Genomic DNA, 22,700 nt, shown 5'->3' on the forward strand with positions numbered 1-22,700 from the left:
TTTTAGTTTAGTGAAAACCAACAACATTTATTTTCAAATACATACAAGCATCTTTTTAATTTGACAAGAATATACTGTAGCAGCTAGCTAAAATCACTTTCAAGAAAGGAGTTGTGGATAATGGGTGCTAAATGGATAAAGGTTTCAGTCTTTTATTTATTAATTGTTTTTGCTTTTGGCCTGTTTATGCATTATACGGTTCAACTTCAATGGAAAGCGACACATGCTCATATTGGTGTGGTAGGTTGGCTGACTACTGGATTCATTGGTTTAATTTATTCGACTTATAAAAATGCTGCGGAGACAGGTCTCGCCAAAGCACAGTTCTGGCTTTACAATCTCGGTTTACCCTTCCTTTTTGTTGGCATGATGATGGTGTATTGGGATGTACCACGCTGGTTATTTGAGCTTTTCGTGTCTGGTGGTGGAATTGCTGTAGCGCTGTCTGTCCTGTTATTCTTTATCAATGTCTTCAAATATGTAAGATAAATAGAAAAGCCCCGCTTCACAGTTGAAGTGGGGCTTTTAAGCTATTATTGTAAGGAGTTCGCCTGCATTTGATACATCTTGTCATAAATTCCGCCAAGCGCTAGCAGTTCATCATGTGTGCCGTTTTCTACAATTTTTCCTCGATCAAGTACAAGAATACGATCTGCATTTTTAATGGTAGAAAGTCGATGGGCAATAATAAACGTTGTTCGTCCTTTTTTCAGGACATCCATCGCATGCTGAATAATTTCTTCCGTTTCCGTATCAATATTCGATGTCGCTTCATCCAATATTAAAATGGCTGGATCAAACGCCAGGGCGCGTGCAAACGAAATCAACTGACGTTGTCCTGAAGATAATGTGCTGCCCTTCTCAATAACTGGCTCCTCATAGCCATTTGGTAAATTAGCTAAAACACGTTCTCCCCCGACAGCATTTAAGGAAGCTACTATTTTCTCGTGAGAGATGCGCGGGTTGTTTAAGCTAACATTGGATGCAATCGTACCTGTAAATAAGTAAGGGTCCTGTAGCACAATACCCATATGTTCACGCATCGTTTGACGTGGAACAGAGGTAATATCAATGCCATCAATGGTAATTTTGCCTTTTGACGGGTCGTAGAAGCGGAACAGTAAGTTCATAATGGAACTTTTCCCTGAACCTGTATGACCAACTAAGGCAATTGTTTCACCTTGATGTGCTTCAAATGACAGGTTTTTCAGCACATATTCATTATCTTTATAGGCAAAGGAAACATCTTCGAAAACCACATTTCCTTTATATCGTGGGATGCTCTTTTCAGAAACAGGCTCACCATTCGTATCTAACACCTCAAAGACACGTTTACCTGCAATGAGTGAACGCTCAAGCTGTGAAAACTGGTTCACAATATTCGTGATCGGATTAAATAGCTTTGTTAAGTAATCAACAAATGCATACAATGTCCCTGCTGTAATCACTTCAGTTGATGTGAATGAGCGTGTACCAAAGTAGAAAATAAAGACCGTAAACATGATAAGTCTTAGCGTATTCACAAGGTTAAAGGATGTAGCTGAATCAAGCACCAGCAGCTTACGTTCATACGCATAATGCTCATTATTCATGTCATCAAATTCCTTCGTCATTTGCTGCTCACGACGGAACGCCTGAATAATTGTCATGCCCTGAATGGATTCATTAATCATGGCATTAATATCTGCAATTTTTGTACGAATGACATCGTTGTATTTAGAGGCAAATTTTCGATATAAAATCATCCATACATAAACAATTGGAATCATGGTTAAAGCAAGCATTGCCATTTTCCAATTTAAAATAAAGAGCGCTATATACACCCCAAAAATAGAAATGAAGCTCGTTACAAAATTCGATAGTACCTGTACATATAAATTCCGAACTGCCTCTGTATCGTTTGTTACACGCGCAACAATTTTACCCGCTGGTAAATTGTCGAAGTATTGGATCGGTAAAGTTTGAATATGTTCAAAGACATCTTTACGTAATTTTTGGATGACACGGTTTGCCCCAATTTGCAAATAAATATACATAAAATAACGTAATATGGCTGTTGCAATGGCTAAAAGTAAATACACAATGAGCAACCATGTAATCGGTTTGATTTCTATATGACCGATTGTCATGTAATTATCAATAATATGTTTCGCAATAAACGGTCCAACAAGCTCCGTGAATACGGCAATTGTTAGGAAGAATAAGCCTAATAGTATCGGCTTTTTAAAATACATCGCATAGCGCATTAAACGTTGACTCGTACTCATGAGGCACCTCCTTCTAGCTGCTGACGGTCAAATTGCTCTTTATACCATCCTTGTTGCGCAAGAAGTTCCTCATGTGTTCCCTGCTCTACAATTTGCCCATCATCCAGTACGATGATGACATCGGCATGCTGAATACCAGACAAGCGATGTGTCGTAATAATCGTCGTTTTACCTTGACGTTCACGCTGAATATTTTCAATAATTCTTGCCTCTGTCTTCGCGTCGACAGCGGAGAGTGAATCATCCAGCATTAAAATTTCAGGATCTTTAATTAAAGCACGAGCAATAGATACACGTTGTTTTTGACCGCCTGAAAGAGAGACACCCTTTTCTCCAACAAGTGTTTCAAGGCCCATTGGTAGATTGTCTAAATCCTTTTCAAAATACGCGGCACGTATCGCCTGCTGCAACTCTGCTTGTGTTGCATCTTCTTTCCCAAATAATATATTTTCACGAATAGTTCGTGAGAATAACACATGATCTTGTGGCACATAACCAATCCAATCGAGGATCTGCTCCTTCGTTTGAGCGGTAATATCGATACCGTCAATGGAAAGCTGTCCCTGACCGATTGGGTATTCTCGCAATAATTGGCGTAGGAAGGTTGTTTTACCTGCTCCCGTTTTACCAACAATGCCAAGCGTTTGGCCTTTTTTCAAGGAAAGTGAAATCTGCTGTAGGTTTTTCACCTGACTCATCGGATATTGGAATGTTAAGGCATCAAAGCCAATCGCATTTGGTGTCGCAATCATTTGTGGATTCGGAATATTTTGAACATCCGCCTCGTAGTTCAAGGTTTCCTGCACGCGATCTAGTGAGGCATTCCCCTGCTGCATAACATTGATGAGCTCACCAATCGCAAATATCGGCCAAACAGCCAAACCTAAATAAACATTAAACGTGACCAGTTGCCCAACCGTCATCGCCTCAGTTGCCACTAAATGAGCCCCGTAACCAAGTGCTACAACATAGCTAATGCCCGTTCCGACTTTTGTAATTGGACCAAATAAAGCATTGATTTTCGCTGTATGAATATTTTTCGCATACACAACTTCACTCATATCTGCAAAATTAGCCTCATCCTTTTTTTCCTGCACATAGGCACGCACCACTCGCACTCCTGCTACAGATTCTAGCACACTATCATTTAGTTCCCCAAAAGCATCTTGTGCCTTCATATATCGCTCATGAACAATTTTCCCTAAATATTGAATGAGGATCGCCATAATAGGAACTGGTAACATAGCAAAAAATGTAAGCTTCCACGAAATCATATAGCCCATCGCAAAAATGATAAAACCCATATAAATCGTTGAATCAATCAACGTCATAATGCCAAAACCTGCTGTCGTGGATACGGCATTCAAGTCATTTGTTGCACGCGCCATCAGGTCACCGGTACGGTTTTTTTCATAAAATGTTGGGGTCATACGTAAAAAATGCTGCATTAAATTACGACGTAAAATTTTCTCAAGGTTGATAGCTCCTTCAAATAGTCGGAATTGCCACACAAAATTTAATAAATAGCCCCCAATAATAATCCCAATAAAAATCAAGACATATTTTGTTAAAATAGCTGGGGTCATTTCTCCGGCTGTCAATAGATCTATAATAGAACCGAGTAAATAGGGAGGGACAACCTCTAATCCACTGGCAACCATTAGTAGAACAATGGCCACCGTATATTGCTTCCAGTATTTTTTAAAGAACCAGCCTAATTTACTTAACACATCAAACATACATCATAACCTTCTTTCCTCCGTGCTGTTGTGGATGACTACCCACTTTCTAGAAATTCCTTTTTGAAAATCATTCTTCTAACTGTTTTTGTCATATACATACACTCCTTTTTTGTTTGCACTACAACCTTTTTTGCACAAAAAAAGACACATACCCTAAAAGAGTAAGTGTCTCTTATAAAAGGCAGGATAATTCCATACCTAGTTCTGCAATAGTAAATAAAGCGTTAGGCACGGACAATGTATGTAACTGTGATTGAATTTGATACTGATAAAATTAACATTGTCATGCCCTCCTTTAGTTTATTTGTTATAGTGTTCTTGAAGATTATCACACTATAGAAATATTTGTCAACTATCACCCTGTTATTTTTTATCATTTTCAGGAAATAGTTAGCGCTTTAAAGCATTGAAATGCTCTAAGGAATCAAAGGGAGAACATGCTTAAAATTACAGTGTTGTCTATAACCTTACAATAATTCTACGGCACAAACATTAACCTAAAGACTGAAATACACGACTAGTGATTTTGATACCCAGTAGTAGACACTAGAATATTCTTTTTGCGTCTGTTGCACTCCTTCCATATGCTTATCTCATCATCTTTATTTAGTTAATTATTATTTAGTTATTTATTATTTAGTAGTGTCTGGATTTCCGTTTATGGATTAGCCGTCACCGGGTTTTCCGTCAACGGCTTCACATAAGAGGGACAAAGAATTGTCCTTATAATAAAAGATATTTCATTTTCCACATATAATATTTCGAAATATTATTTCATGCGCATCTATAACTTTCTATACACTATATACATTTCAACAATCGATTTTGGGACATAACTCGAATTGAAATATTTCTAAAATTTTTGTCTCATGATACACTTTCATTATAGTCATTTTCAGTAAGGGGTTTTTATGTTGAGGTCATTTCTAGCCGTGGGAATTGGTGGAATTCTTGGTGCCATCTGTCGATATAGTCTGAGTCTCGCCGTTCCCAATACAGAAATATTTCCATTCACAACACTGTTTATTAATTTACTGGGCTGCTTTTGCTTAGCATGGTTTTTTACTTCATTTATAAAACGCACACCTATTGTACTAGGAGTAGGTACAGGGTTTTGTGGAGCTTTTACTACCTTTTCGACATTTTCCTTAGAGACACTATTACTCCTAGAAAATAGCGAGTGGCTACAGGCTGTACTCTATGTTACAGTAAGTGTTTTAGGTGGATTAGCTTGCACATGGCTGGGAATACGACTTGCTAGGGGGCGTATTGCATGATTTTAGTCGGAATTGGTGGATTTTTTGGCGCTCTTTCTAGATTTTATTTAGGAAAATTACTTGTACATCCCTATCCATGGGCGACTTTTATTATTAATTGTACAGGCTCCTTTGCGCTTGGTTTCTTATTTGCCCTACATCTTAGTGATTGGTTATGGCAATTAATGGGCATAGGTTTTTTAGGAGCCTACACAACTTTTTCTACTTTTGGATTTGAATGTCTACAGCTTATAGAACAACAAAAATGGAGACAAGCCATAAGCTATATTGCCAGTACCTTGCTAATTGGCGTACTTTGTGCAGCTATTGGTTATCTAGTCGTATAAAAGAGGGTGAACTAGTGACACAGCCGTCAAAAGAGTTATTGGAGGAATTAGAAGTTGAAATAGAGCAAACGCTCTATGCATTGATTGACCTAGAATTAGAGGAAAATTACGCTACCATGAATACACAATTTGCGCAATTACTTGCCAAGGTTCAGACAGCCCAGTTAATTAATTACAAGCTGGATGTTCTCGTTGAACCTCAAGCTTTTGCAACTGAAACTTGTATTCTTTTACAGAGCCTCATAGAAGCAAAGGCGAGACCAAATAAAAGGCATAAACTGTTAACACATCGCATGATTTTGAAGATATGGTTAAGAAAAAATCAACGATTCATGAGGGAATTTCTACCTCAAATGTTTTAGGCGCCACTTGAAATTGCAAGGGCGCCTTTTTTAAATTTGAAGTTTTTGCAACACTTCTTTTATTTTTCCCCTCACTGTCAGATCAAATGGGGTTGTCTGCTGTGACATATCCATATTAATATACACGGTTTTTCCTGTTGTCATCATAGGTAGTTGGTTGACGGGATATACCTCAAGACTCGTTCCAATGACAAGGACAAGTTCAGCTGTTTTAATTGCCTCCATTGAACAGTGCCAGCTTGCTTGTGGTAGGCTTTCTCCGAAGAGCACAACATTTGGACGAAGTTTCCCACCACAATGGGCGCAACTAGCCTTATTCAAGAAGCTTGCCATGACAGCCGCCTGCTGGCAACGATGACAACGAATAGACCGGATCGAACCATGTAACTCCTCGACGGATTGACTTCCTGCCAATTGGTGAAAACCATCCACATTTTGAGTAGCGATTAGAGACACTAAACCTCTTCGTTCCCAATCAGCTAATATATGATGTCCCTCATGGGGAGCCACCTTTTCTAGGTTTTCGATACGTGTTTTATAAAATTCATGAAATAATGAGTAATGATCTGTTAATGCTTCCGTTGTCGCGACAGTTCTTGGATCCATTTGTTTCCACCAACCAGATGCTGAACGGAAATCAGGAACTCCACTTTCCGTTGACATGCCCGCTCCTGTTAGAATCACTGTATTATTTGAGGATAGTAACCACTCACGTAAATGTTCTATTGCCATTTTCCCCCTCCTTTTTTCGAATTAAAACTACCTTCACCTATTTCGACAATCAACCTATTTTTCCTCTGCATTCTTATAGGAATGTTTAAAAGGAGGCTTCCATTTTAATTTATTATTCACAGATAACATGCGAATCACTACTATAAAAATAACAATGACTGACAATTCAAGCGGGCTGTCCCACCCTAACCATATACAAAGGGCACATACAAATGTTAGGACAGCATGGATTTCTTTTCTTAATGCAAGCGGTGTTCTACCAGCTAACAAATCTCGAACCATCCCTCCACCAACACCAGTAAACATCGACGCTATAATAATGATACCTAGGTCGTGATGTAAGCTTTTTGCTAACAATCCGCCTTGTATTGCGAAAGAAGCTAGGCCAATTGAATCAAAGAAATAGCCCCAGCGGTTCCAATGATGAATCCAGTTCCTTTTGACAAATAAAATGGTCGTCAGCGTGACTAAAACGACTAATAAGGATTGCCGTTCCCATATATCTGACACAGGGATATCCAGTACAACATTGCGGATAATGGAACCACCATAAGACGTTGTCAGACCAAGCACAAATATGCCAATAAAAGAATAGTTGGCCTGTAACGCAACAAATGCTCCACTAATGGCGTAGGCAATAATGCCAATGATATGTAATACTGACCATGTCACATCATCCATCTCCTTTTTACTATACAAAAAAGCCCACCATAAAATAGTTGCGCATTGAGTACGCAAGCTATTTTATGGTGGGCTAATATCCTAGCAGTAGTACCTACTAATTTATCCATCTCACCATGTATCATAAAAGAATATAGCTGCTGTGCCATACTAATTGACACAACGACCATAAAATTTCCTAGTTAGAATTGTAATTGATTTTTTTATTAAACTCAATATGAATTTTTGATTATAGCGTTTCATACATGACTTGGCCCATTAAAGAGATGTCATAATCTCCTAATGCAGCTACTTCAGATTGGAAATCAGGTGTATTTAAAATCTCCTTCACCATATCGATGAGCGGTTGATTTTCTGGTGTTTTTAATAACACAATATCGTAACGTTCAGTGACCATTGGTATAAAATCGACCTGAATAAGCTTGGCAATTTTTTCAATGCCAATCCCAACATCTGCACGTCCATTGGCAACTGCAGAGGCGACATCGAGGTGGCTCATTTCTTCATGGGTATAGCCTGCAATCGTGGATGGAGCGATACCGTGAATGCGCAATTGCTCATCTAACAGAGTACGAGCACCTGAGCCTTTCTCACGGTTGATGAATGTGAATGTCTTTGTTTGGAAATCTTCAAATGTGCGTATCTCCAGCGGATTCCCCTTTTGAACATAGAAACCTGCTTTACGTGATACAACATTGATGAGAACAAAGGCATGGCTGACAAAGATTTTTTTTACATAAGGAGTATTATAATCTCCTGTATCCCCATCAAACATATGTAAACTCGCAATATCACAGTCTCCGTGATACAACGCCATTACACCATTAAAACTACCTTCATGTGAGCGTAATACTTTCGTAGATCGTCGTTTCTCGATATATTTTGCTAAAATATCTAATACTAAATCTTGCCCACTCACTATAATTTTCGCATGATTTTTAGTCGGAGTGGCTATGGAAGCCTGTGCCACAGCTGGCATACTACCTGTTTTTCGTTTTTGTATATAGGTTTGCAAGTCAGCACGATCTACCCGCATTTGCCGTCCTACGCGGAAAACTGGCAAATCACCCTTTTTCACTAAATCATAAATTGTTAATTTTGAAACCTTTAATAATTGTGCAACCTCTTCAATCGTATAGGATTGTTCTTGTGACATGTAAAAGTTCTCCTCCTATAAGCCTCTATTTTACATGGTAACGTATTTATAGCCTTATGAACATCTTGACATTTTCTACCCTTACTAACTTTCTTTTTTATTTATATCTGATTATAATTAGTTATGTCTTGTTATAACGAGTTATAAAAGGAGTATACTCATCGTGAAAAAATATTATCGTTTATTTGCGACAATGTTAGTACTAGTCGGACTATTAGCAGCCTGTGGTAACCAAGAGGCGGCAACAAACGAACCAGTTGAACTAACAATTTCTGCGGCAGCTAGTCTACAGGATGCCTTAGAAGAACTGAAAACAACTTATGAACAACAACACGATACAATCAAAATCCTCTATAACTTTGGAGGTTCAGGTGCTTTACAGCAACAAATTTTACAAGGGGCTCCTGCAGACCTTTTCTTTTCAGCAGCAAAGGATAAATTTGATGCGCTTGTAGAGAAAGAAATGATCGATCAAAAGCTAGGAACGGATCTTTTAGCCAATGATTTAGTATTAATCGTGCCTAAAAGCAATGAAAAGCAAATTCAATCCTTTGAAGATTTACAACAAGCAGGAAAAATTGCACTCGGTACGCCCGAAACGGTTCCTGCTGGGCAGTATGGTGTGGACACATTAAAAAATATGCAACTGTGGGATTCACTCGAATCAAAAGTAGTGTATACAAAAGATGTACGTCAAGTACTTACTTATACAGAAACAGAAAATGTGGATGCGGGTATGGTCTATAAAACAGATGCCCTTGTCTCTGATAAGGTCAATGTCGTGGCAACTGCCGATGATGCTATGCACGCACCGATTATTTATCCTGTAGGTGTTCTAAAAGCTAGTAAACATGCACAAGAGGCGGAGGATTTTTATCACTTCTTACAAAGTGATGAAGCTATGGATGTCTTTGAAAAGTATGGATTTAAAGGGGCTCAATAAAAGATGAGTACCGATTTTTGGTCTCCACTTAGGCTTTCGATCGAAATTGCTTTTGTTGCAGGGATCATCGCTATTATAGCAGGTATTTTAATGGGTAAATGGATGGCAACCCATGATTTCAAAGGTAAACTAGTGCTAGAAACGGTATTGCTATTACCATTGGTATTACCTCCTACAGTAGTCGGTTTCCTACTTATCGTCATTTTCGGGAAAAATAGTATGTTAGGAAATTTCATTATCTGGCTATTCGATCAACCTATCATGTTCACATGGTGGGCGGCCGTCATCGCTTCTACAATCGTTGCCTTTCCATTAATGTATCAATCAGCTAAAACTGGCTTTGCCTCTGTCGATCGAGATATTGAAAATGCAGCACGTGTGGATGGAGCGAATGAATGGCAGGTCTTTCTTTACGTGTCCATTCCCCTTGCATTAAAGGCACTTGTTTCTGGTGGGATTCTAAGCTTCACACGAGCTTTGGGTGAGTTTGGAGCGACACTTATGTTTGCGGGAAATATTCCAGGGAAAACACAAACAACACCGCTAGCAATATATATGGCCATCGATTCTGGAAACATGACCCTTGCCTGGACATGGGTTCTGTGTATGATCGCCATTTCCTTCCTTTTACTTCTTAGTATCCATATCCTGAAAGTATAAAAGAGGTAGTTGGCTCAAGCCAACTACCTCTTTTTGCTTATCCCCCACTGATCGGTGGAATAAAGGCGATTGTGTCGCCAGATTTGACAATCGTCGTATCCGTTGCAAATTCTTCATTAACCGCTGTCATGATCTGTTGTAATGAAAGCTGAGGGTAGCGCTTTTCCATCCACTCTTTTAACTGCGCAACTGTCACATCTGACAGCTCTACTGATAGCTTTGATTCACCTAGTGCTTCCTGTAGGTGGGCAAATAATAAAATGTTAATCACAGGTTTTCCTCCTCCTGAATGGCTGGTTTCCCTTGCGGATAGGGAACATTTTCTAATTGATCACCAATCCACTCTGTCCCGTCCTCCCAATGTTCTTTTTTCCATATGGGCACGATTTGTTTTATGCGATCAATTGCATATTCATTCGCCATGTAAGCTATTTTACGATGCGGTGATGACACAGCAATCACTACGGCAATATCGGAAATAGCTAAATGACCGACACGATGGGTGATGGCCACTTTTGCTTCTGGCCACTCTTCTTGTATTTCCTTTGCAATCTGTTCAAACATTTTAATCGCCATCGCTGGATAGGCTTGATATTCCAAATGCATCGTTTTTTTACCATTTGTCATTTCACGCACTGTACCGATGAATAATGTGATGGCTCCAGCATTTCGACTAAGGACTTTTTGTCTTACTTCCTCCACATCTATTGGTTGATCGATAACTTCAAATAACGCTGTCGTCATAGTTTTCCCCTCATTTCTGTCAACAAAAATTCCATATATTGTGATTCTTCATAAATCGAAAAAGCAGGGATTGCAAGGGATAGATCAAGCGGACAGCTTGGCCAATAAATCACACAGAGGATATTGGTTACTTGCTGTAGTAGTACTTGATCCTGTGCAGTGCGCAGCAGCACAACCTTCGGATAATGTTCATTTTTATACCCTTCAATTAGCATGATATCCAGTGGAAGGGACTCATAAATCGCTAGTATATCAGCCAATTGCCAGCTATTTTGGTGGATACTCATACGTAAAGTACCCGCCCCCTCCACTGCTGTAACAACCGCACCTGCTTGCTCATGCCGACTACTATCCTTGGAAGTTTCGATCGTCGGTACTCCACCATGTCCATGATGCTTAATGGTTCCTACCCTTAGCCCTTCCATTGTAGCCTGCTTGATCAATTGCTCCATCAATGTTGTTTTCCCACTATTTTGATAGCCAACTATCTGTAAGATTTTTCGATATTGTCCCAAGGCCACTCACTTCCTTGCAGATCTTCTAGCAAAAGGACATCCACTTGCATACCCTTTTCATAGCCTCTAGAGCCACCTGGTAAAACAATGAACGCATTAGCTGTCGCTAAAGATGAAACTGCACTCGATTTATCGAACCCAGATGGGACAGTTACGAGCTTCCCTTTTTCATATTCGATACGAGCTCGTACAAAGCGTGTAAAGGGATTTGGCTTTGTAAAATCAGCCCCTAAAATCGCTTGCTCTCTGCGTAAATGTGGTTGAGTATGCCCATATGCAGAACGTATAATCGGACGTACAAATAGCTCAAAGCCAACATAGCAGGCTGAAGGATTACCAGAAAGACCAAATAATAATTTGTCGTTGCGAGCAGCAACCGTTGTCACACTACCTGGACGCATCGCTATTTTATTAAACAATACCTTTGCATCAATCGCCTCATAAATAGCTGGTAAATAATCATAATCACCTACAGAAACGCCACCCGTTGTAATTAAAATATCTACTTCCTGTAGGGCCTTTTCAACACAATCAATACATAACGCAAGATCATCACTCAACTTGCCGAAATATTTCACTTCTGCGCCAGCACGCTCAATTTGCGCCATCATCATATAGGCATTACTATTGCGAATCTTACCTGGCTGTAAAGCTTCACCTGGCTCTAGTAATTCGCTACCAGTGGCAAGCACACCAATAACTGTTTTACGATAAACAGGTACTTGCTCATAGCCAAAAGTAGCAAGTAAGGCCATCACACCCGGGTTAATATATTGGCCTTGTTCAATGAGGACTGCGCCTTGCTGCACATCTTCCCCTTTATAGGAAATATTAGTACCTGCTTCAAAAGGTCGTTTAATGGACATATACTTTTGATGATTTTCTTCGAATGTATGGGTTAATTCTAGCATAACCACTGCATCACACCCTTGAGGTATTGGCGCCCCGGTCATAATGCGGACTGCTTGATGATCGCCAACTACGTCTTCATAGACATAGCCCGCGCCAATTTCTCCAACAACTTGAAAGCGGACTGGTTGCTGTGATGAGGCTTCCTTACTATCGACGGAACGAATGGCATAGCCATCATACGGCGAACGATCGAAAGCAGGTACATCATGATCGGCTCTAATAGCTTGTGCTAGAAAACGTCCATGTGCTTGCGTTAATGGCACATGCTCCTTTTTTGCTTGAAAGGCATAGTCCATAACACGATGAACGGCTTCTGCCACAGGAATTGGTTGTCTTTTTTCTACCATTTGGTACACTCCCTAACCTAATAAACGATAATAAATGCTTTTGGCTTTCTGTATATCTTGTATACCATGTATCACAACTCGCCCATCTTGGAAAATAACGATTCGGTAATCGTCCGCTTGGCAAGATAGCAAATAAGGATTCACCTGGACTTCACCGTGGGAACGGAGCTGATTTGCCAGCTGATCAAGCGAATAGTAAATGGGCTTTGGTGGTCGAATTTGTACCGCGTCTCGACCACAAAGGATCTGTAATTTCGTTTGATTTTCATAGGAGAGATAAGGATAGGTTGGCTGATCACCACAAGATGGACAATCAGACTGCCTTATTTTCTCCACATTGATTTCATAGTGTTGATTTTGCCAAACATCAAACGTTAAGTAGCTTTTTCGTAAGGCCTTGTCATCTCCAACAAGCAGTTTAAGGACCTCTGCCACTTGATAAGCTGCAACAATTTGAACTGCTGGACTAATAATGCCAACGGTATCACAAGTCATCCCTGTATGGGGCATCACTTTTAATAAGCAATGCAAACAGGGCGTTTTGCCTGGCACAACCGTGTAGGTCGCACCATAACTACCAACACAAGAGCCATATACCCAAGGAATACGATACTTTTGCGCAAGGTCATTCATGACAAAGCGAACATCAAAATTATCGGTCGCATCGACCATCACATCAACATCTTCAACTAATGGTAGCAAGGTCTCTGTGCAAGCATCCATAATGCCGACGTGAATTTCTACCTCTGTGTTTATTTGTTGGAGACGCTTTTTAGCTGCGATAACTTTGGGCATTTTTTCTTGTGCATCTAGCTCTGTATATAATTGCTGTCTTTGTAAATTACTCCACTCTACATAATCACGGTCAATGAGTGTCAGCCTGCCAATACCTGCTCGCACAAGCGCTTCTGCACTAGCACTCCCCAATGCCCCCGCACCTATGATAAGGACGTGTTTTTGCTGAAGGGATTGTTGCCCAGTTTGTCCGATAGGGTGAAATAATTGTTGTCTAGAATATCTATTTTGCATACGTATGTGGCCTTTCTTTCTATGAATTTTCGTTTGACCTTTTCATTTATAGCATTATAATAAAAGCAATGTTTTTTAGCAAAAACGCATTTGAAGGAGGTCTTACTGTGCATCCCACACATCAGCAGCAACCAATTCAAGTTGCCATTTTAACGGTCAGCGATACACGCACAAAGGCAGATGATCATGCTGGTCAGCGTATTCAGTCCTTACTACAGGAAGCTGCATTTGAAGTTGTAGACTACCAACTAACAAAGGATGAACCGCTCGATATCGCTCGTCATGTTAAAAATTGGTGCAGCGATCCAACAATTAATACCATTATCGTTACGGGTGGAACAGGATTTACACCAAGAGACCAAACCTATGACACCATTCTGCCTCTGTTTGAAAAAGAAATGATGGGGTTTGGTGAATTATTTCGAATGCTCAGCTATGAAGAAATTGGCCCAAAGGCGATGTTTAGTCGTGCCACCGCTGGAAGCCTTCAGCAAACAGCCATTTATGTTTTACCCGGCTCCACAAATGCAGTGACTTTGGCTATGTCGAAGCTCATAGTACCTACAGTCCAACATTTTGTCGGAGAGCTGAAGCGCTTATGAAAATTGCTGGTATTGTGTTAGCTGGTGGTCAATCCTCTCGCTATGGTCAGCCAAAAATGTTTGAGATGTTTGCTGGACAGCCATTATATAAACATAGTCTCATAGCCCTGCAAAAAAATCAGCTGGATCCTCTTATTATCGCTACAAATGCGCACTTACAATATCAGTTTGGACAGGAAAATGTCCAATGGGTTATTGAAAAGCAGCCACATCAAGGCCCTCTTTTTGCTTTGCATCATATCATGACAGCCTATCCTGATGTGGAATGGTTTTTTGTCGTAGCAAGCGATATGCCTTATATGAATGCAGAATTTATCCAAAAAATGGTAGGTTTGATTAATGACACTTATGATGCCATTGTTCCGACGCAAGCACTACGCGATCAGCCATTAGCTGCATTATATCGACGTACTGCTTTACCAAAGGCGACACAGCTAACAGCACAAAATAAACGGAGTATGAAAGTGCTTTTAGAGCAACTTCGTGTCTGTTATGTCCCTTTTGATGACAATAGCTCAACATTTATCAATATCAACGCACAAAAAGACTGGTCACAAACAAGTAAAAAGGAGTTTAATAATGAATAATTTTACACACTGGAACGAAGAAGGTCGTCCTAAAATGGTCGATATCTCCGCAAAAGAAATCACAACACGTACAGCCATTGCGCGCAGTACGATTCTTTTATCTGATGCGGTCTATGAAGCCATCCAACAAGGTGGCATTAAAAAAGGTGATCCGACGCAAGTTGCGCAAATTGCAGGGATTATGGGAGCTAAAAAAACAGCTGATATCATTCCCATGTGCCATCCCATCATGCTACAGGGTACGGATTTCCAGTTTGACTATGAAAAAGCAGAGAATGGCTATGAGCTCCATATTCAAGCCACTGTTAAATGCAGTGGAAAAACGGGTGTTGAAATGGAAGCTCTCACTGCTGTGTCTGTCGCAGCACTAACTTTTTATGATATGTGCAAAGCCGTTGATAAGACGATGGTCATCAAAGAAACTTACCTTGTTGAAAAAACAGGTGGGAAAAGTGGCACTTTTGTGCATAAATAAACAGAAAAAATTCGGCATTATTGTGCCGATTTTTTTCTGTTTTTTACACGCTACCCCCCAATATGAGACATTTCAATTTTTGACGTTTTCCTTTTTGCCATCGTTTGTTCATTGCGTTCATCTGAATAACGATCATTTCTTGTTTCCCAAACGTTCGTTATGCACTTGATGATGGCAGCATCATCTTGCCCTGAACGTAACAATTCCCTTAAATCCGTGCCTTCTGTTGCAAATAAACAAGTGTATAATGAACCTTCTGCGGAGAGACGAGCACGTGAGCAATTGGAGCAAAATGAATCCGTTACAGATGAAATTACACCAATCTCACCTTGAGCATCTTGATACTGATAACGCGTTGCCACCTCTCCTTTATAATTGGGCGCTACTGGTTGTAACGGCGTAAACCGATGGATTTGCTCAATAATCTCTTTTTTGGACACCACATCATCCAAACGCCAGCCGTTCGAATTCCCTACATCCATATATTCAATAAAGCGTAGAATATGCTGTTTTTCTTTAAAAAACTGCGCCATGGTAACAATATCTTGTTCGTTTTTCCCTTTTTGAACAACCATATTAATTTTTACTTGTAAGCCCGCTTCTGCAGCCTTTTCAATTCCCTCTAACACTGGCAATACCTTGCCTCTATGACCATTCATCTCGAAAAAACGCTCATCATCAAGCGAGTCTAAACTAACAGAAACTCGGGCTAAGCCTGCCTGTGCCAATGAGTGTGCGTATTTTTTTAATAACGAGCCATTGGTTGTTAAAGCAATATCTTCTACACCTTTTATGCGGTGAATACGGGCAATTAATTCGGGCAAATCACGACGTAGTAAGGGTTCCCCACCTGTAATCCGTATTTTTTTCACGCCCAATGAAACAAAGATTTTTACTAATCGTTCAATTTCATCAAAACTTAATATTTTATCAGACGGTAAAAATGCGTAATCTGGACCAAATACTTCTGCTGGCATACAATAGCGACAGCGAAAATTACAACGATCTGTCACGGATATTCTTAAATCTCTTAACGGTCTGTGTAATTGGTCTTGTAGATTCGTCATCTAATCTCCTTCTTTCAATTCATTAGCTGGTAATAGGATGCGTTGTGGGTGTGTATAAATATTCAATGTCTGTTGCCGAATAAAGCCAACCGTCGTAATACCAAGCTGCTCTGCTAATTGCAATGCTAATTCTGTGGGTGCTGATTTAGACAGCACGATGGCACAGCCTATTTTGGAAACCTTTAGTAAAATCTCCGATGATATTCGTCCGCTAAAGACGATAATTTTATCTTCCATACGGATGTTGTTGCGTAGGCAATAGCCGTAAATTTTATCCAAAGCATTATGACGTCCAATATCCATGCGACTTAGGACGATGCCATTTACATCACATAGTGCAGCATTATGCACGCCACCCGTTTTCTTAAAAATATCGGCACTATCCTGCATCGCATGCATTAAACGGAAGCAATCTTCGGTCGTTATTTGCACATGGACTTGATCCATTTTTTTTGCTACTAATGCATCGTTCGTAAACACAAAGCCTTGTCGACTCATCCCACAGCAGGACGTAATATAGCGCTTGTTTTGCGTCTGTTGGTAATAAGGATTAATATGCTTTGTTTTAATATGCACAAAACCCTCTTTCTCTTGGTGCCAAATTTCCTCAATATCCTCAAAACTACGAATCACTCGTTCAGAAGCTAAGTAGCCAATAACCATATCTTCTACATACTCGGGTGTACAGACCATCGTGACAAATTCCTGCTGATTAATTTTTACGGTAACAGCGTATTCTGAAACAATTAAATCAACCATTTCTGTCACTCGTTGTCCTTCAACACGCACAATTTTTCTTGTCATTGCTCGATCCATAAGGCATCCCCTTTATTCACTGATATGCTTTTCAAAAACAAAGACGGAAATCGCAAAATCCTCTTCAATTTTAATATCTGAAAATAAGTGAAGTAATTTGCTGCCCATCAATTCTTCCATACCCTCTGGTGGCGATTGTCTATATAAATCTTGAATCATACTCGTCCTTGCAGCATGCACCATTTTCAGCCCTTCTGGTGTACTGGCAATAAATTTTTCTGTCGGAGTGATATTTCCGTATAAGGTAGATACAGCCATATTCTCGACAAAAACGGTATGAATACGTTCAGGACCTTTACCAAATACTTCCTTTCTTAACTTTCGAATCATGTCATTAAATTCGTGGATTTTTTTAGACATAGCAACGATTCTCCCATCATAATTAAACTTTTTTAGGCAAATGGTTATGTAGGCCACCCTTACAGTTTGTTAATGATATAGCAACTTTTAAAAAAATAAAAGAGAAAATACTTTTTGATAATAATTCTCATTTAATAAATTTTATGATAAATATTGTTCATTTTGAAGGAAAGGGCTATAATATTCATATCACAAATGGAATTAATTTATTTTGAACCCTATGTTACGATGTTGCATAGTGTTTTTAATAGTTGAATTCTATTGTAATTAAAAAATAAAAGTAGATTGAGTTTTTAGCAAGACCTGCTAAGAATTTTATCCACCATGAATTATTAGCATGTCTCGGACATGTAATTTCATGGTGGATTTTTTTATTTTTTCAAAACCGAGACTTGGATAACATGTTATGATCTAGCAATTTACCTATTTTGAGGTAGCTTCAAGAACCATTGGGAATTACAATGATAACAAGACAATCTTTTCAACAATCACCAACTCGATTTGTTATTCCCTTTTGTCTTAAGCTGTACCATGTTATCCGATTCGTCTCAAAGTGCAAAAGGAGGAAGTTACCTTGACTCAAATTAATATTAATGGCGTACCGTATGAAGTAAAAGAAGGAGCTACAATCCTTGATACCATTAATCAACATGACATTCCGCATCCACAGATTTGTCATGTGCCCGCTGTTGACCCCATTGAAACATGTGATACATGTATCGTAGAAGTGAATGGCCAATTAGTTCGTTCCTGCTCTACAAAGGCAGTAGACGGCATGAATGTATTCCTAACTTCTGACAAAGCAAAAGCGGCACAAACAGAAGCGATGGACCGTCTACTCGAAAATCATTTACTGTATTGTACAGTTTGTGATAACAACAATGGCAATTGTGCTTTACACAACACTGCCGAAATGATGGAAATCGAGCATCAAAAATATCCCTACCAGCCAAAAGTGGAACCTCATGAAGTAGACATGTCACATCCGTTTTATCGATACGATCCTAACCAATGTATCGCTTGTGGTCAGTGCGTAGAGGTTTGTCAGAATCTACAGGTAAATGAAACATTATCCCTTGATTGGGAAGCAGAAAGACCACGTGTCATTTGGGATACGGGCGTTGCTATCAATGATTCTTCCTGTGTAAGTTGTGGTCAATGCGTAACCGTATGTCCATGTAATGCCTTAATGGAAAAATCCATGCTTGGAGAGGCTGGATTTATGACTGGCCTCAAACAGGATATGTTAGATCCGATGATCAGTTTGATTAAGGAAGTTGAACCAGGCTATAGCGGTATTTTTGCCGTTTCTGAAGTGGAAGCAGCCATGCGTAGTAAGCGCACCAAAAAAACAAAAACAGTATGTACTTTCTGTGGTGTAGGCTGCTCGTTCGAAGTTTGGACAAAGGGTCGTAAAATTTTAAAAGTACAGCCTTCCGATGGTCCAGTAAATGCGATTTCTACATGTGTCAAAGGGAAATTCGGCTGGGATTTTATCAATTCTGAGGAACGTATTACAAAACCACTCATTCGTAAAAATAATGAGTTTGTGGAATCATCGTGGGATGAAGCACTTGATTTAATTGCAACAAAACTAGGTGGCATTCAACAACAATATGGTCCAGGTTCTGTTGGCTTTATCTCCTCTTCTAAAATTACAAATGAAGAGAATTACTTAATTCAAAAAATGGCCCGTCAATTATTTGGCACAAACGATGTCGATAATTGTTCTCGTTATTGCCAATCTCCTGCAACTGATGGTTTATTACGTACAGTTGGCATGGGAGGAGATGCTGGTACGATCAAAGATATTGCTAAGGCTGGACTTGTCATTATTGTTGGGGCTAATCCAGCTGAGGGACATCCTGTTTTAGCAACACGTGTGAAACGTGCACATAAATTACATGGTCAGAAATTAATTGTTGCTGATATTCGTAAGCATGAAATGGCAGAGCGTTCCGACATATTTATGCGTCCAAAGCAAGGTACTGATCAAGTTTGGTTAATGGCTGTTACCAAATATATCATTGATCAAGGTTGGCATGATGAAGCGTTTATTCAAGAAAACGTCCTTCATTATGATGATTTTAAACAAGTACTTGCAACCTATACACTTAATTATGCACAAGAAATGACTGGTATTAGTAAGGAAACATTGATCGAAGTAGCTGAAATGATTCGTGATGCAGATGGTACATGTGTTCTTTGGGGCATGGGTGTAACACAAAATACTGGTGGCTCCTATACATCCGCAGCGATTTCAAATTTACTTTTGGCAACTGGAAACTATCGTCGTCCAGGTGCTGGTGCCTACCCACTCCGCGGCCATAACAATGTGCAAGGTGCCTGCGATATGGGGACACTTCCAAATCTATTGCCAGGCTATCAAAGAGTCACAGATGACGAGGCACGTGCAAAATTCGAAAAAGCCTATGGTGTCCCTATTCAACCACAGCCTGGTCGAAATAATATGCAAATGTTAGATGCGATTATGGAAGGGAAAATGAAAGCGATGTATTTAGTGGGCGAAGATATGGCACTTGTTGACTGTAATGCCAACCATGTAGATGAGGTGCTTTCACAGCTTGACTTTTTCGTTGTCCAAGATTGTTTCCTATCACGCACAGCACAATATGCAGATGTGATTTTACCTGCTGCGCCTTCGCTTGAAAAGGAAGGTACATTTACGAATACGGAACGTCGTGTTCAACGCCTGTATCAAGTATTACCAACACTTGGTGAGTCGAAAGCAGATTGGGAAATATTGCAAGCGGTTGCTCATCGTTTAGGTGCAGATTGGCATTATGATCACCCAAGCGACATCTTTGATGAAATGGCGAGCCTGTCTCCCCTCTTCTCACAAGCCAACTATGATGTTCTTGAAGGCTGGGGAAGCTTCTGTTGGGGTAGCCATGATGGTAAAGATACACCATTATTATATGAAGATGGCTTTAACTTCCCTGATAAGAAAGCTCGTTTTGCTTTAAATGATTGGGTGCAGCCTGTTGAGTTTGAAGCACAATACGATTGTCATATTAATAATGGCCGTATGCTTGAACACTTCCATGAAGGAAATCTAACAAATAAATCGAAAGGTATTCAATCGAAAGTACCTGAAATTTTCGTTGAAGTATCACCAGAATTGGCGAAAGAACGAGGCATTGCAGATGGAGCCCTACTTCGTTTAGTGTCTCCATATGGTGCCTTGAAGCTAAATGCTCTTGTTACAGATCGCGTACAAGGAAACGAATTATTCTTACCAATGAACTCTGTTAGCAAAGATTCAGCCATCAACTTCCTAACTGGCCCTGCAGCAGATGTGAATACGTCAACACCAGCTTATAAACAAACAAAAGTACGAGTAGAAGTGCTAAAAGCAAAAGGTAAATCACCACTTCCTCGCACAAACCCACGCTATAAAAAGCGTCATCCTCAAAATGGTGTTGAGGTACAACGAAAATGGAATCGTCCTGGCTACGTTCACTTAACAACCATAAACGAAAGAGAGTGAGAGCATGGCTGTACCCATTACAGGCATTAAAAAACAACAATTAACAGAAGAACAACTAAAAGAACAAAAATTAGATAATCTAAAAGAACTGCTTTCTGAAAATGAAGAAGCCGTCAATCAGGTGTTTAGTATTATGGCTGAATTAAATGATATCGGTGCACTAGAAGCAGCAATGAAGCTACTTGAAGCCAAAGAGGAAGTGGCACATATTGCACTTGGACAATTAACACGTAAGCCTGTAACTAATATCATTAACAATTTAATGGGTGTTGCGGGAGCATTGACGGAGCTCAATCCTGAAACAACGACTAAGCTGATTGAAGGCTTAAATACAGGCGTAGATGAAGCAAGCAAAGCACTTGAATCGAATGAAAAGGTCAGTGCCTTTAAGCTCATGAAAATGATAAACGATCCAGATGTCAATCGTGCGCTCAATTTTGGGGTTCATTTCTTAAAGGGACTCGGCAAAGGCTTAAAAGAATAAGGTGGTTCCTAAATGTTAACAAAAGAAAATGTTGTAAACGCATTGAAACAGGTAAATGATCCTGAGCTACATCAGAGTATTGTAGATTTGAATATGGTGCGAAACATTCAAATACATGACAACCATATAGCGCTGGATATTATTTTGACCATACCAGGATGTCCGTTAAAGGCGAAAATACAGCAAGATGTGGAGGAGGCCTTACAAGCGCTTGGTGCCTCCACTGTTACCATTAGCTTTGGTGCTATGACAGATCAGGAGCGTCGCACTTTAACAGCCTCTCTACAGGCAAAAAATGTAACTGAACAAGGAATGCCAAACATGCTACTGCCTAATTCTGGTGTTCAATTCATTGCCATTACAAGTGGTAAAGGCGGTGTTGGAAAGTCTACAGTGACCATTAATTTAGCGGTTGCACTTGCTCGTCTTGGCAAACGTGTAGGTATTTTAGATGCTGATATCTATGGTTTCAGTATCCCTGCCATGATGAAGATTGATCAAAAGCCTACCATGCTTGATCAAACGGCGATTCCAGTAGAACGTAACGGCGTAAAAATAATGTCGATGGGCTTTTTTACAAATGACAACCAGCCTGTTATGTGGCGTGGTCCTATGCTCAATAAGTGGATTCGCAATTTCCTTGTCAACACGCTATGGGGAGATTTAGATTACCTCCTCATCGATTTACCACCTGGTACAGGAGATGTTGCAATTGATATGGCTGCGATGATTCCACAAGCCCAAGAAATCATCGTGACAACACCGCATCTTGCCGCTTCTCATGTTGCATCTCGTGCAGGCTTGATGGCGCAACATACGAAACACAGGATTCTTGGTGTTGTTGAAAACATGGCCTATTTTGAAGGTGCTGACGGTCAAAAAAACTATCTATTTGGACAAGGCGGAGCCGAACAATTAGCAGATTTATTACAGACAGATGTAATCGCTCAAATTCCTTTTGCTCAACCTGAGGAAAATACAGGTTCCTCGGTCTATGATGAAGTGTCGATAATCGGTGAAGTGTTTACTCATTTAGCAGAAGATCTACTCTATAAATAATTTAAAACCCTTGATTTGTTTTTACGCAAATCAAGGGTTTTTTCTA

25 protein-coding genes are annotated in these 22,700 nt (G+C 39.8%); 12 read left to right on the forward strand and 13 right to left on the reverse strand.

What is annotated here, in order from left to right; genetic code table 11:
- Positions 1-120: 120 nt before the first annotated feature.
- On the forward strand, positions 121-489 hold the full coding sequence (locus NYE73_RS14775) for a hypothetical protein (protein ID WP_048392470.1): 369 nt from the start codon (positions 121-123) through the stop codon (positions 487-489).
- A gap of 44 nt (positions 490-533) precedes the next feature.
- Here the strand turns inward: NYE73_RS14775 and NYE73_RS14780 are convergent, their stop codons facing one another.
- Both NYE73_RS14780 and NYE73_RS14785 read right to left on the reverse strand, forming a co-directional pair.
- Positions 534-2,267 carry an ABC transporter ATP-binding protein gene (locus NYE73_RS14780; RefSeq protein WP_259951142.1) on the reverse strand — a complete coding sequence of 578 codons (1,734 nt, stop codon included), beginning with the start codon at positions 2,265-2,267 and terminating at the stop codon, positions 534-536.
- Entirely contained in the window at positions 2,264-4,006 is a 1,743-nt protein-coding gene (locus NYE73_RS14785; protein ID WP_115673309.1) for an ABC transporter ATP-binding protein, read from the reverse strand. Before NYE73_RS14785 ends, NYE73_RS14780 begins: the two co-directional genes overlap by 4 nt.
- Before the next feature lie 914 nt (positions 4,007-4,920).
- On the opposite strand from NYE73_RS14785, the gene crcB (NYE73_RS14790) reads away from it, so the two are divergent.
- From crcB (NYE73_RS14790) to NYE73_RS14800, 3 genes are read left to right on the forward strand one after another with little or no spacing between them, the layout of a single operon-like run.
- On the forward strand, positions 4,921-5,286 hold the full coding sequence (crcB, locus tag NYE73_RS14790; RefSeq protein WP_115673310.1) for a fluoride efflux transporter CrcB: 366 nt from the start codon (positions 4,921-4,923) through the stop codon (positions 5,284-5,286).
- The gene (gene crcB, locus NYE73_RS14795; protein WP_054550415.1) at positions 5,283-5,612 is read left to right on the forward strand and encodes a fluoride efflux transporter CrcB; all 330 of its coding nucleotides are present in this window, start codon (positions 5,283-5,285) and stop codon (positions 5,610-5,612) included. The genes crcB (NYE73_RS14790) and crcB (NYE73_RS14795) overlap by 4 nt, the downstream gene beginning before the upstream one ends.
- 14 nt (positions 5,613-5,626) lie before the next feature.
- Positions 5,627-5,974 (forward strand): hypothetical protein, encoded by a 348-nt coding sequence (locus NYE73_RS14800; protein WP_048392463.1) that lies wholly within the window; start codon positions 5,627-5,629, stop codon positions 5,972-5,974.
- A gap of 30 nt (positions 5,975-6,004) precedes the next feature.
- Here the strand turns inward: NYE73_RS14800 and NYE73_RS14805 are convergent, their stop codons facing one another.
- From NYE73_RS14805 to NYE73_RS14815, 3 genes are all read right to left on the reverse strand, one after another.
- Positions 6,005-6,706, reverse strand: a complete 702-nt coding sequence (locus NYE73_RS14805) for an SIR2 family NAD-dependent protein deacylase (RefSeq protein WP_259951143.1) — start codon at positions 6,704-6,706, stop codon at positions 6,005-6,007.
- A gap of 54 nt (positions 6,707-6,760) precedes the next feature.
- Complete coding sequence (locus tag NYE73_RS14810) at positions 6,761-7,387, reverse strand: trimeric intracellular cation channel family protein (RefSeq protein ID WP_259951155.1); 627 nt, start codon at positions 7,385-7,387, stop codon at positions 6,761-6,763.
- 229 nt (positions 7,388-7,616) lie between these two features.
- Positions 7,617-8,543 carry a helix-turn-helix transcriptional regulator gene (locus tag NYE73_RS14815; protein ID WP_004230582.1) on the reverse strand — a complete coding sequence of 309 codons (927 nt, stop codon included), beginning with the start codon at positions 8,541-8,543 and terminating at the stop codon, positions 7,617-7,619.
- Positions 8,544-8,706: 163 nt separating this feature from the next.
- Here NYE73_RS14815 and modA point away from each other — a divergent pair, with 163 nt between their 5' ends.
- The gene (gene modA, locus NYE73_RS14820) at positions 8,707-9,486 is read left to right on the forward strand and encodes a molybdate ABC transporter substrate-binding protein (protein ID WP_259951144.1); all 780 of its coding nucleotides are present in this window, start codon (positions 8,707-8,709) and stop codon (positions 9,484-9,486) included.
- A gap of 3 nt (positions 9,487-9,489) precedes the next feature.
- Positions 9,490-10,146 (forward strand): molybdate ABC transporter permease subunit, encoded by a 657-nt coding sequence (gene modB, locus NYE73_RS14825; protein ID WP_259951145.1) that lies wholly within the window; start codon positions 9,490-9,492, stop codon positions 10,144-10,146.
- A 37-nt stretch (positions 10,147-10,183) separates the two neighbouring features.
- Here the strand turns inward: modB and moaD are convergent, their stop codons facing one another.
- The 5 genes from moaD to NYE73_RS14850 are packed head-to-tail and all read right to left on the reverse strand — an operon-like array spanning position 10,184 to position 13,693.
- The gene (gene moaD / locus NYE73_RS14830) at positions 10,184-10,417 is read right to left on the reverse strand and encodes a molybdopterin converting factor subunit 1 (RefSeq protein ID WP_004230585.1); all 234 of its coding nucleotides are present in this window, start codon (positions 10,415-10,417) and stop codon (positions 10,184-10,186) included.
- Positions 10,414-10,890, reverse strand: a complete 477-nt coding sequence (locus tag NYE73_RS14835) for a molybdenum cofactor biosynthesis protein MoaE (RefSeq protein ID WP_048392456.1) — start codon at positions 10,888-10,890, stop codon at positions 10,414-10,416. The genes moaD and NYE73_RS14835 overlap by 4 nt, the downstream gene beginning before the upstream one ends.
- The gene (mobB, locus tag NYE73_RS14840; protein ID WP_103118320.1) at positions 10,887-11,405 is read right to left on the reverse strand and encodes a molybdopterin-guanine dinucleotide biosynthesis protein B; all 519 of its coding nucleotides are present in this window, start codon (positions 11,403-11,405) and stop codon (positions 10,887-10,889) included. The genes NYE73_RS14835 and mobB overlap by 4 nt, the downstream gene beginning before the upstream one ends.
- Positions 11,375-12,664: a molybdopterin molybdotransferase MoeA gene (locus tag NYE73_RS14845; protein WP_259951146.1), complete on the reverse strand. Its 1,290-nt coding sequence runs from the start codon at positions 12,662-12,664 to the stop codon at positions 11,375-11,377. Before NYE73_RS14845 ends, mobB begins: the two co-directional genes overlap by 31 nt.
- 12 nt (positions 12,665-12,676) lie before the next feature.
- Positions 12,677-13,693 (reverse strand): thiazole biosynthesis adenylyltransferase ThiF, encoded by a 1,017-nt coding sequence (locus NYE73_RS14850; protein ID WP_259951147.1) that lies wholly within the window; start codon positions 13,691-13,693, stop codon positions 12,677-12,679.
- Positions 13,694-13,800: 107 nt separating this feature from the next.
- Between NYE73_RS14850 and NYE73_RS14855 the strand changes: the two genes are divergently transcribed.
- The 3 genes from NYE73_RS14855 to moaC are packed head-to-tail and all read left to right on the forward strand — an operon-like array spanning position 13,801 to position 15,357.
- The gene (locus NYE73_RS14855; RefSeq protein WP_066037755.1) at positions 13,801-14,295 is read left to right on the forward strand and encodes a MogA/MoaB family molybdenum cofactor biosynthesis protein; all 495 of its coding nucleotides are present in this window, start codon (positions 13,801-13,803) and stop codon (positions 14,293-14,295) included.
- Positions 14,292-14,882 carry a molybdenum cofactor guanylyltransferase gene (mobA, locus tag NYE73_RS14860; RefSeq protein WP_259951149.1) on the forward strand — a complete coding sequence of 197 codons (591 nt, stop codon included), beginning with the start codon at positions 14,292-14,294 and terminating at the stop codon, positions 14,880-14,882. Before NYE73_RS14855 ends, mobA begins: the two co-directional genes overlap by 4 nt.
- Positions 14,875-15,357 (forward strand): cyclic pyranopterin monophosphate synthase MoaC, encoded by a 483-nt coding sequence (gene moaC / locus NYE73_RS14865; RefSeq protein ID WP_048392450.1) that lies wholly within the window; start codon positions 14,875-14,877, stop codon positions 15,355-15,357. The genes mobA and moaC overlap by 8 nt, the downstream gene beginning before the upstream one ends.
- 50 nt (positions 15,358-15,407) lie before the next feature.
- Here the strand turns inward: moaC and moaA are convergent, their stop codons facing one another.
- From moaA to NYE73_RS14880, 3 genes are read right to left on the reverse strand one after another with little or no spacing between them, the layout of a single operon-like run.
- Positions 15,408-16,424 (reverse strand): GTP 3',8-cyclase MoaA, encoded by a 1,017-nt coding sequence (gene moaA, locus NYE73_RS14870; RefSeq protein ID WP_054550427.1) that lies wholly within the window; start codon positions 16,422-16,424, stop codon positions 15,408-15,410.
- On the reverse strand, positions 16,425-17,240 hold the full coding sequence (fdhD, locus tag NYE73_RS14875; RefSeq protein ID WP_004230594.1) for a formate dehydrogenase accessory sulfurtransferase FdhD: 816 nt from the start codon (positions 17,238-17,240) through the stop codon (positions 16,425-16,427).
- 12 nt (positions 17,241-17,252) lie between these two features.
- Positions 17,253-17,600: a DUF2294 domain-containing protein gene (locus NYE73_RS14880; RefSeq protein ID WP_004230595.1), complete on the reverse strand. Its 348-nt coding sequence runs from the start codon at positions 17,598-17,600 to the stop codon at positions 17,253-17,255.
- A gap of 574 nt (positions 17,601-18,174) precedes the next feature.
- Between NYE73_RS14880 and fdhF the strand changes: the two genes are divergently transcribed.
- The 3 genes from fdhF to NYE73_RS14895 are packed head-to-tail and all read left to right on the forward strand — an operon-like array spanning position 18,175 to position 22,654.
- Positions 18,175-21,111, forward strand: a complete 2,937-nt coding sequence (gene fdhF / locus NYE73_RS14885) for a formate dehydrogenase subunit alpha (protein WP_259951150.1) — start codon at positions 18,175-18,177, stop codon at positions 21,109-21,111.
- A 4-nt stretch (positions 21,112-21,115) separates the two neighbouring features.
- Positions 21,116-21,595, forward strand: a complete 480-nt coding sequence (locus tag NYE73_RS14890) for a DUF1641 domain-containing protein (RefSeq protein ID WP_048392447.1) — start codon at positions 21,116-21,118, stop codon at positions 21,593-21,595.
- 12 nt (positions 21,596-21,607) lie between these two features.
- On the forward strand, positions 21,608-22,654 hold the full coding sequence (locus NYE73_RS14895; RefSeq protein ID WP_259951151.1) for an Mrp/NBP35 family ATP-binding protein: 1,047 nt from the start codon (positions 21,608-21,610) through the stop codon (positions 22,652-22,654).
- Positions 22,655-22,700 lie beyond the last annotated feature (46 nt).

The organism is Lysinibacillus sp. FSL K6-0102, assembly GCF_038003545.1.
In the GTDB taxonomy this organism is placed as follows: domain Bacteria; phylum Bacillota; class Bacilli; order Bacillales_A; family Planococcaceae; genus Lysinibacillus; species Lysinibacillus capsici.

What these genes read in the sequence shown, in the direction of transcription:
- mobA (WP_259951149.1), top strand. Translation starts at nt 14,292, where the DNA reads ATGAAAATTGCTGGTATTGTGTTAGCTGGTGGTCAATCCTCTCGCTAT.
- NYE73_RS14895 (WP_259951151.1), top strand. Translation starts at nt 21,608, where the DNA reads ATGTTAACAAAAGAAAATGTTGTAAACGCATTGAAACAGGTAAATGAT.
- NYE73_RS14810 (WP_259951155.1), bottom strand. Translation starts at nt 7,387, where the DNA reads ATGGATGATGTGACATGGTCAGTATTACATATCATTGGCATTATTGCC.
- modB (WP_259951145.1), top strand. Translation starts at nt 9,490, where the DNA reads ATGAGTACCGATTTTTGGTCTCCACTTAGGCTTTCGATCGAAATTGCT.
- NYE73_RS14850 (WP_259951147.1), bottom strand. Translation starts at nt 13,693, where the DNA reads ATGCAAAATAGATATTCTAGACAACAATTATTTCACCCTATCGGACAA.
- NYE73_RS14805 (WP_259951143.1), bottom strand. Translation starts at nt 6,706, where the DNA reads ATGGCAATAGAACATTTACGTGAGTGGTTACTATCCTCAAATAATACA.
- NYE73_RS14780 (WP_259951142.1), bottom strand. Translation starts at nt 2,267, where the DNA reads ATGAGTACGAGTCAACGTTTAATGCGCTATGCGATGTATTTTAAAAAG.
- moaA (WP_054550427.1), bottom strand. Translation starts at nt 16,424, where the DNA reads ATGACGAATCTACAAGACCAATTACACAGACCGTTAAGAGATTTAAGA.
- NYE73_RS14785 (WP_115673309.1), bottom strand. Translation starts at nt 4,006, where the DNA reads ATGTTTGATGTGTTAAGTAAATTAGGCTGGTTCTTTAAAAAATACTGG.
- NYE73_RS14845 (WP_259951146.1), bottom strand. Translation starts at nt 12,664, where the DNA reads ATGGTAGAAAAAAGACAACCAATTCCTGTGGCAGAAGCCGTTCATCGT.
- moaC (WP_048392450.1), top strand. Translation starts at nt 14,875, where the DNA reads ATGAATAATTTTACACACTGGAACGAAGAAGGTCGTCCTAAAATGGTC.
- NYE73_RS14880 (WP_004230595.1), bottom strand. Translation starts at nt 17,600, where the DNA reads ATGTCTAAAAAAATCCACGAATTTAATGACATGATTCGAAAGTTAAGA.
- crcB (WP_115673310.1), top strand. Translation starts at nt 4,921, where the DNA reads ATGTTGAGGTCATTTCTAGCCGTGGGAATTGGTGGAATTCTTGGTGCC.
- NYE73_RS14890 (WP_048392447.1), top strand. Translation starts at nt 21,116, where the DNA reads ATGGCTGTACCCATTACAGGCATTAAAAAACAACAATTAACAGAAGAA.
- NYE73_RS14835 (WP_048392456.1), bottom strand. Translation starts at nt 10,890, where the DNA reads ATGACGACAGCGTTATTTGAAGTTATCGATCAACCAATAGATGTGGAG.
- crcB (WP_054550415.1), top strand. Translation starts at nt 5,283, where the DNA reads ATGATTTTAGTCGGAATTGGTGGATTTTTTGGCGCTCTTTCTAGATTT.
- NYE73_RS14775 (WP_048392470.1), top strand. Translation starts at nt 121, where the DNA reads ATGGGTGCTAAATGGATAAAGGTTTCAGTCTTTTATTTATTAATTGTT.
- NYE73_RS14815 (WP_004230582.1), bottom strand. Translation starts at nt 8,543, where the DNA reads ATGTCACAAGAACAATCCTATACGATTGAAGAGGTTGCACAATTATTA.
- fdhD (WP_004230594.1), bottom strand. Translation starts at nt 17,240, where the DNA reads ATGGATCGAGCAATGACAAGAAAAATTGTGCGTGTTGAAGGACAACGA.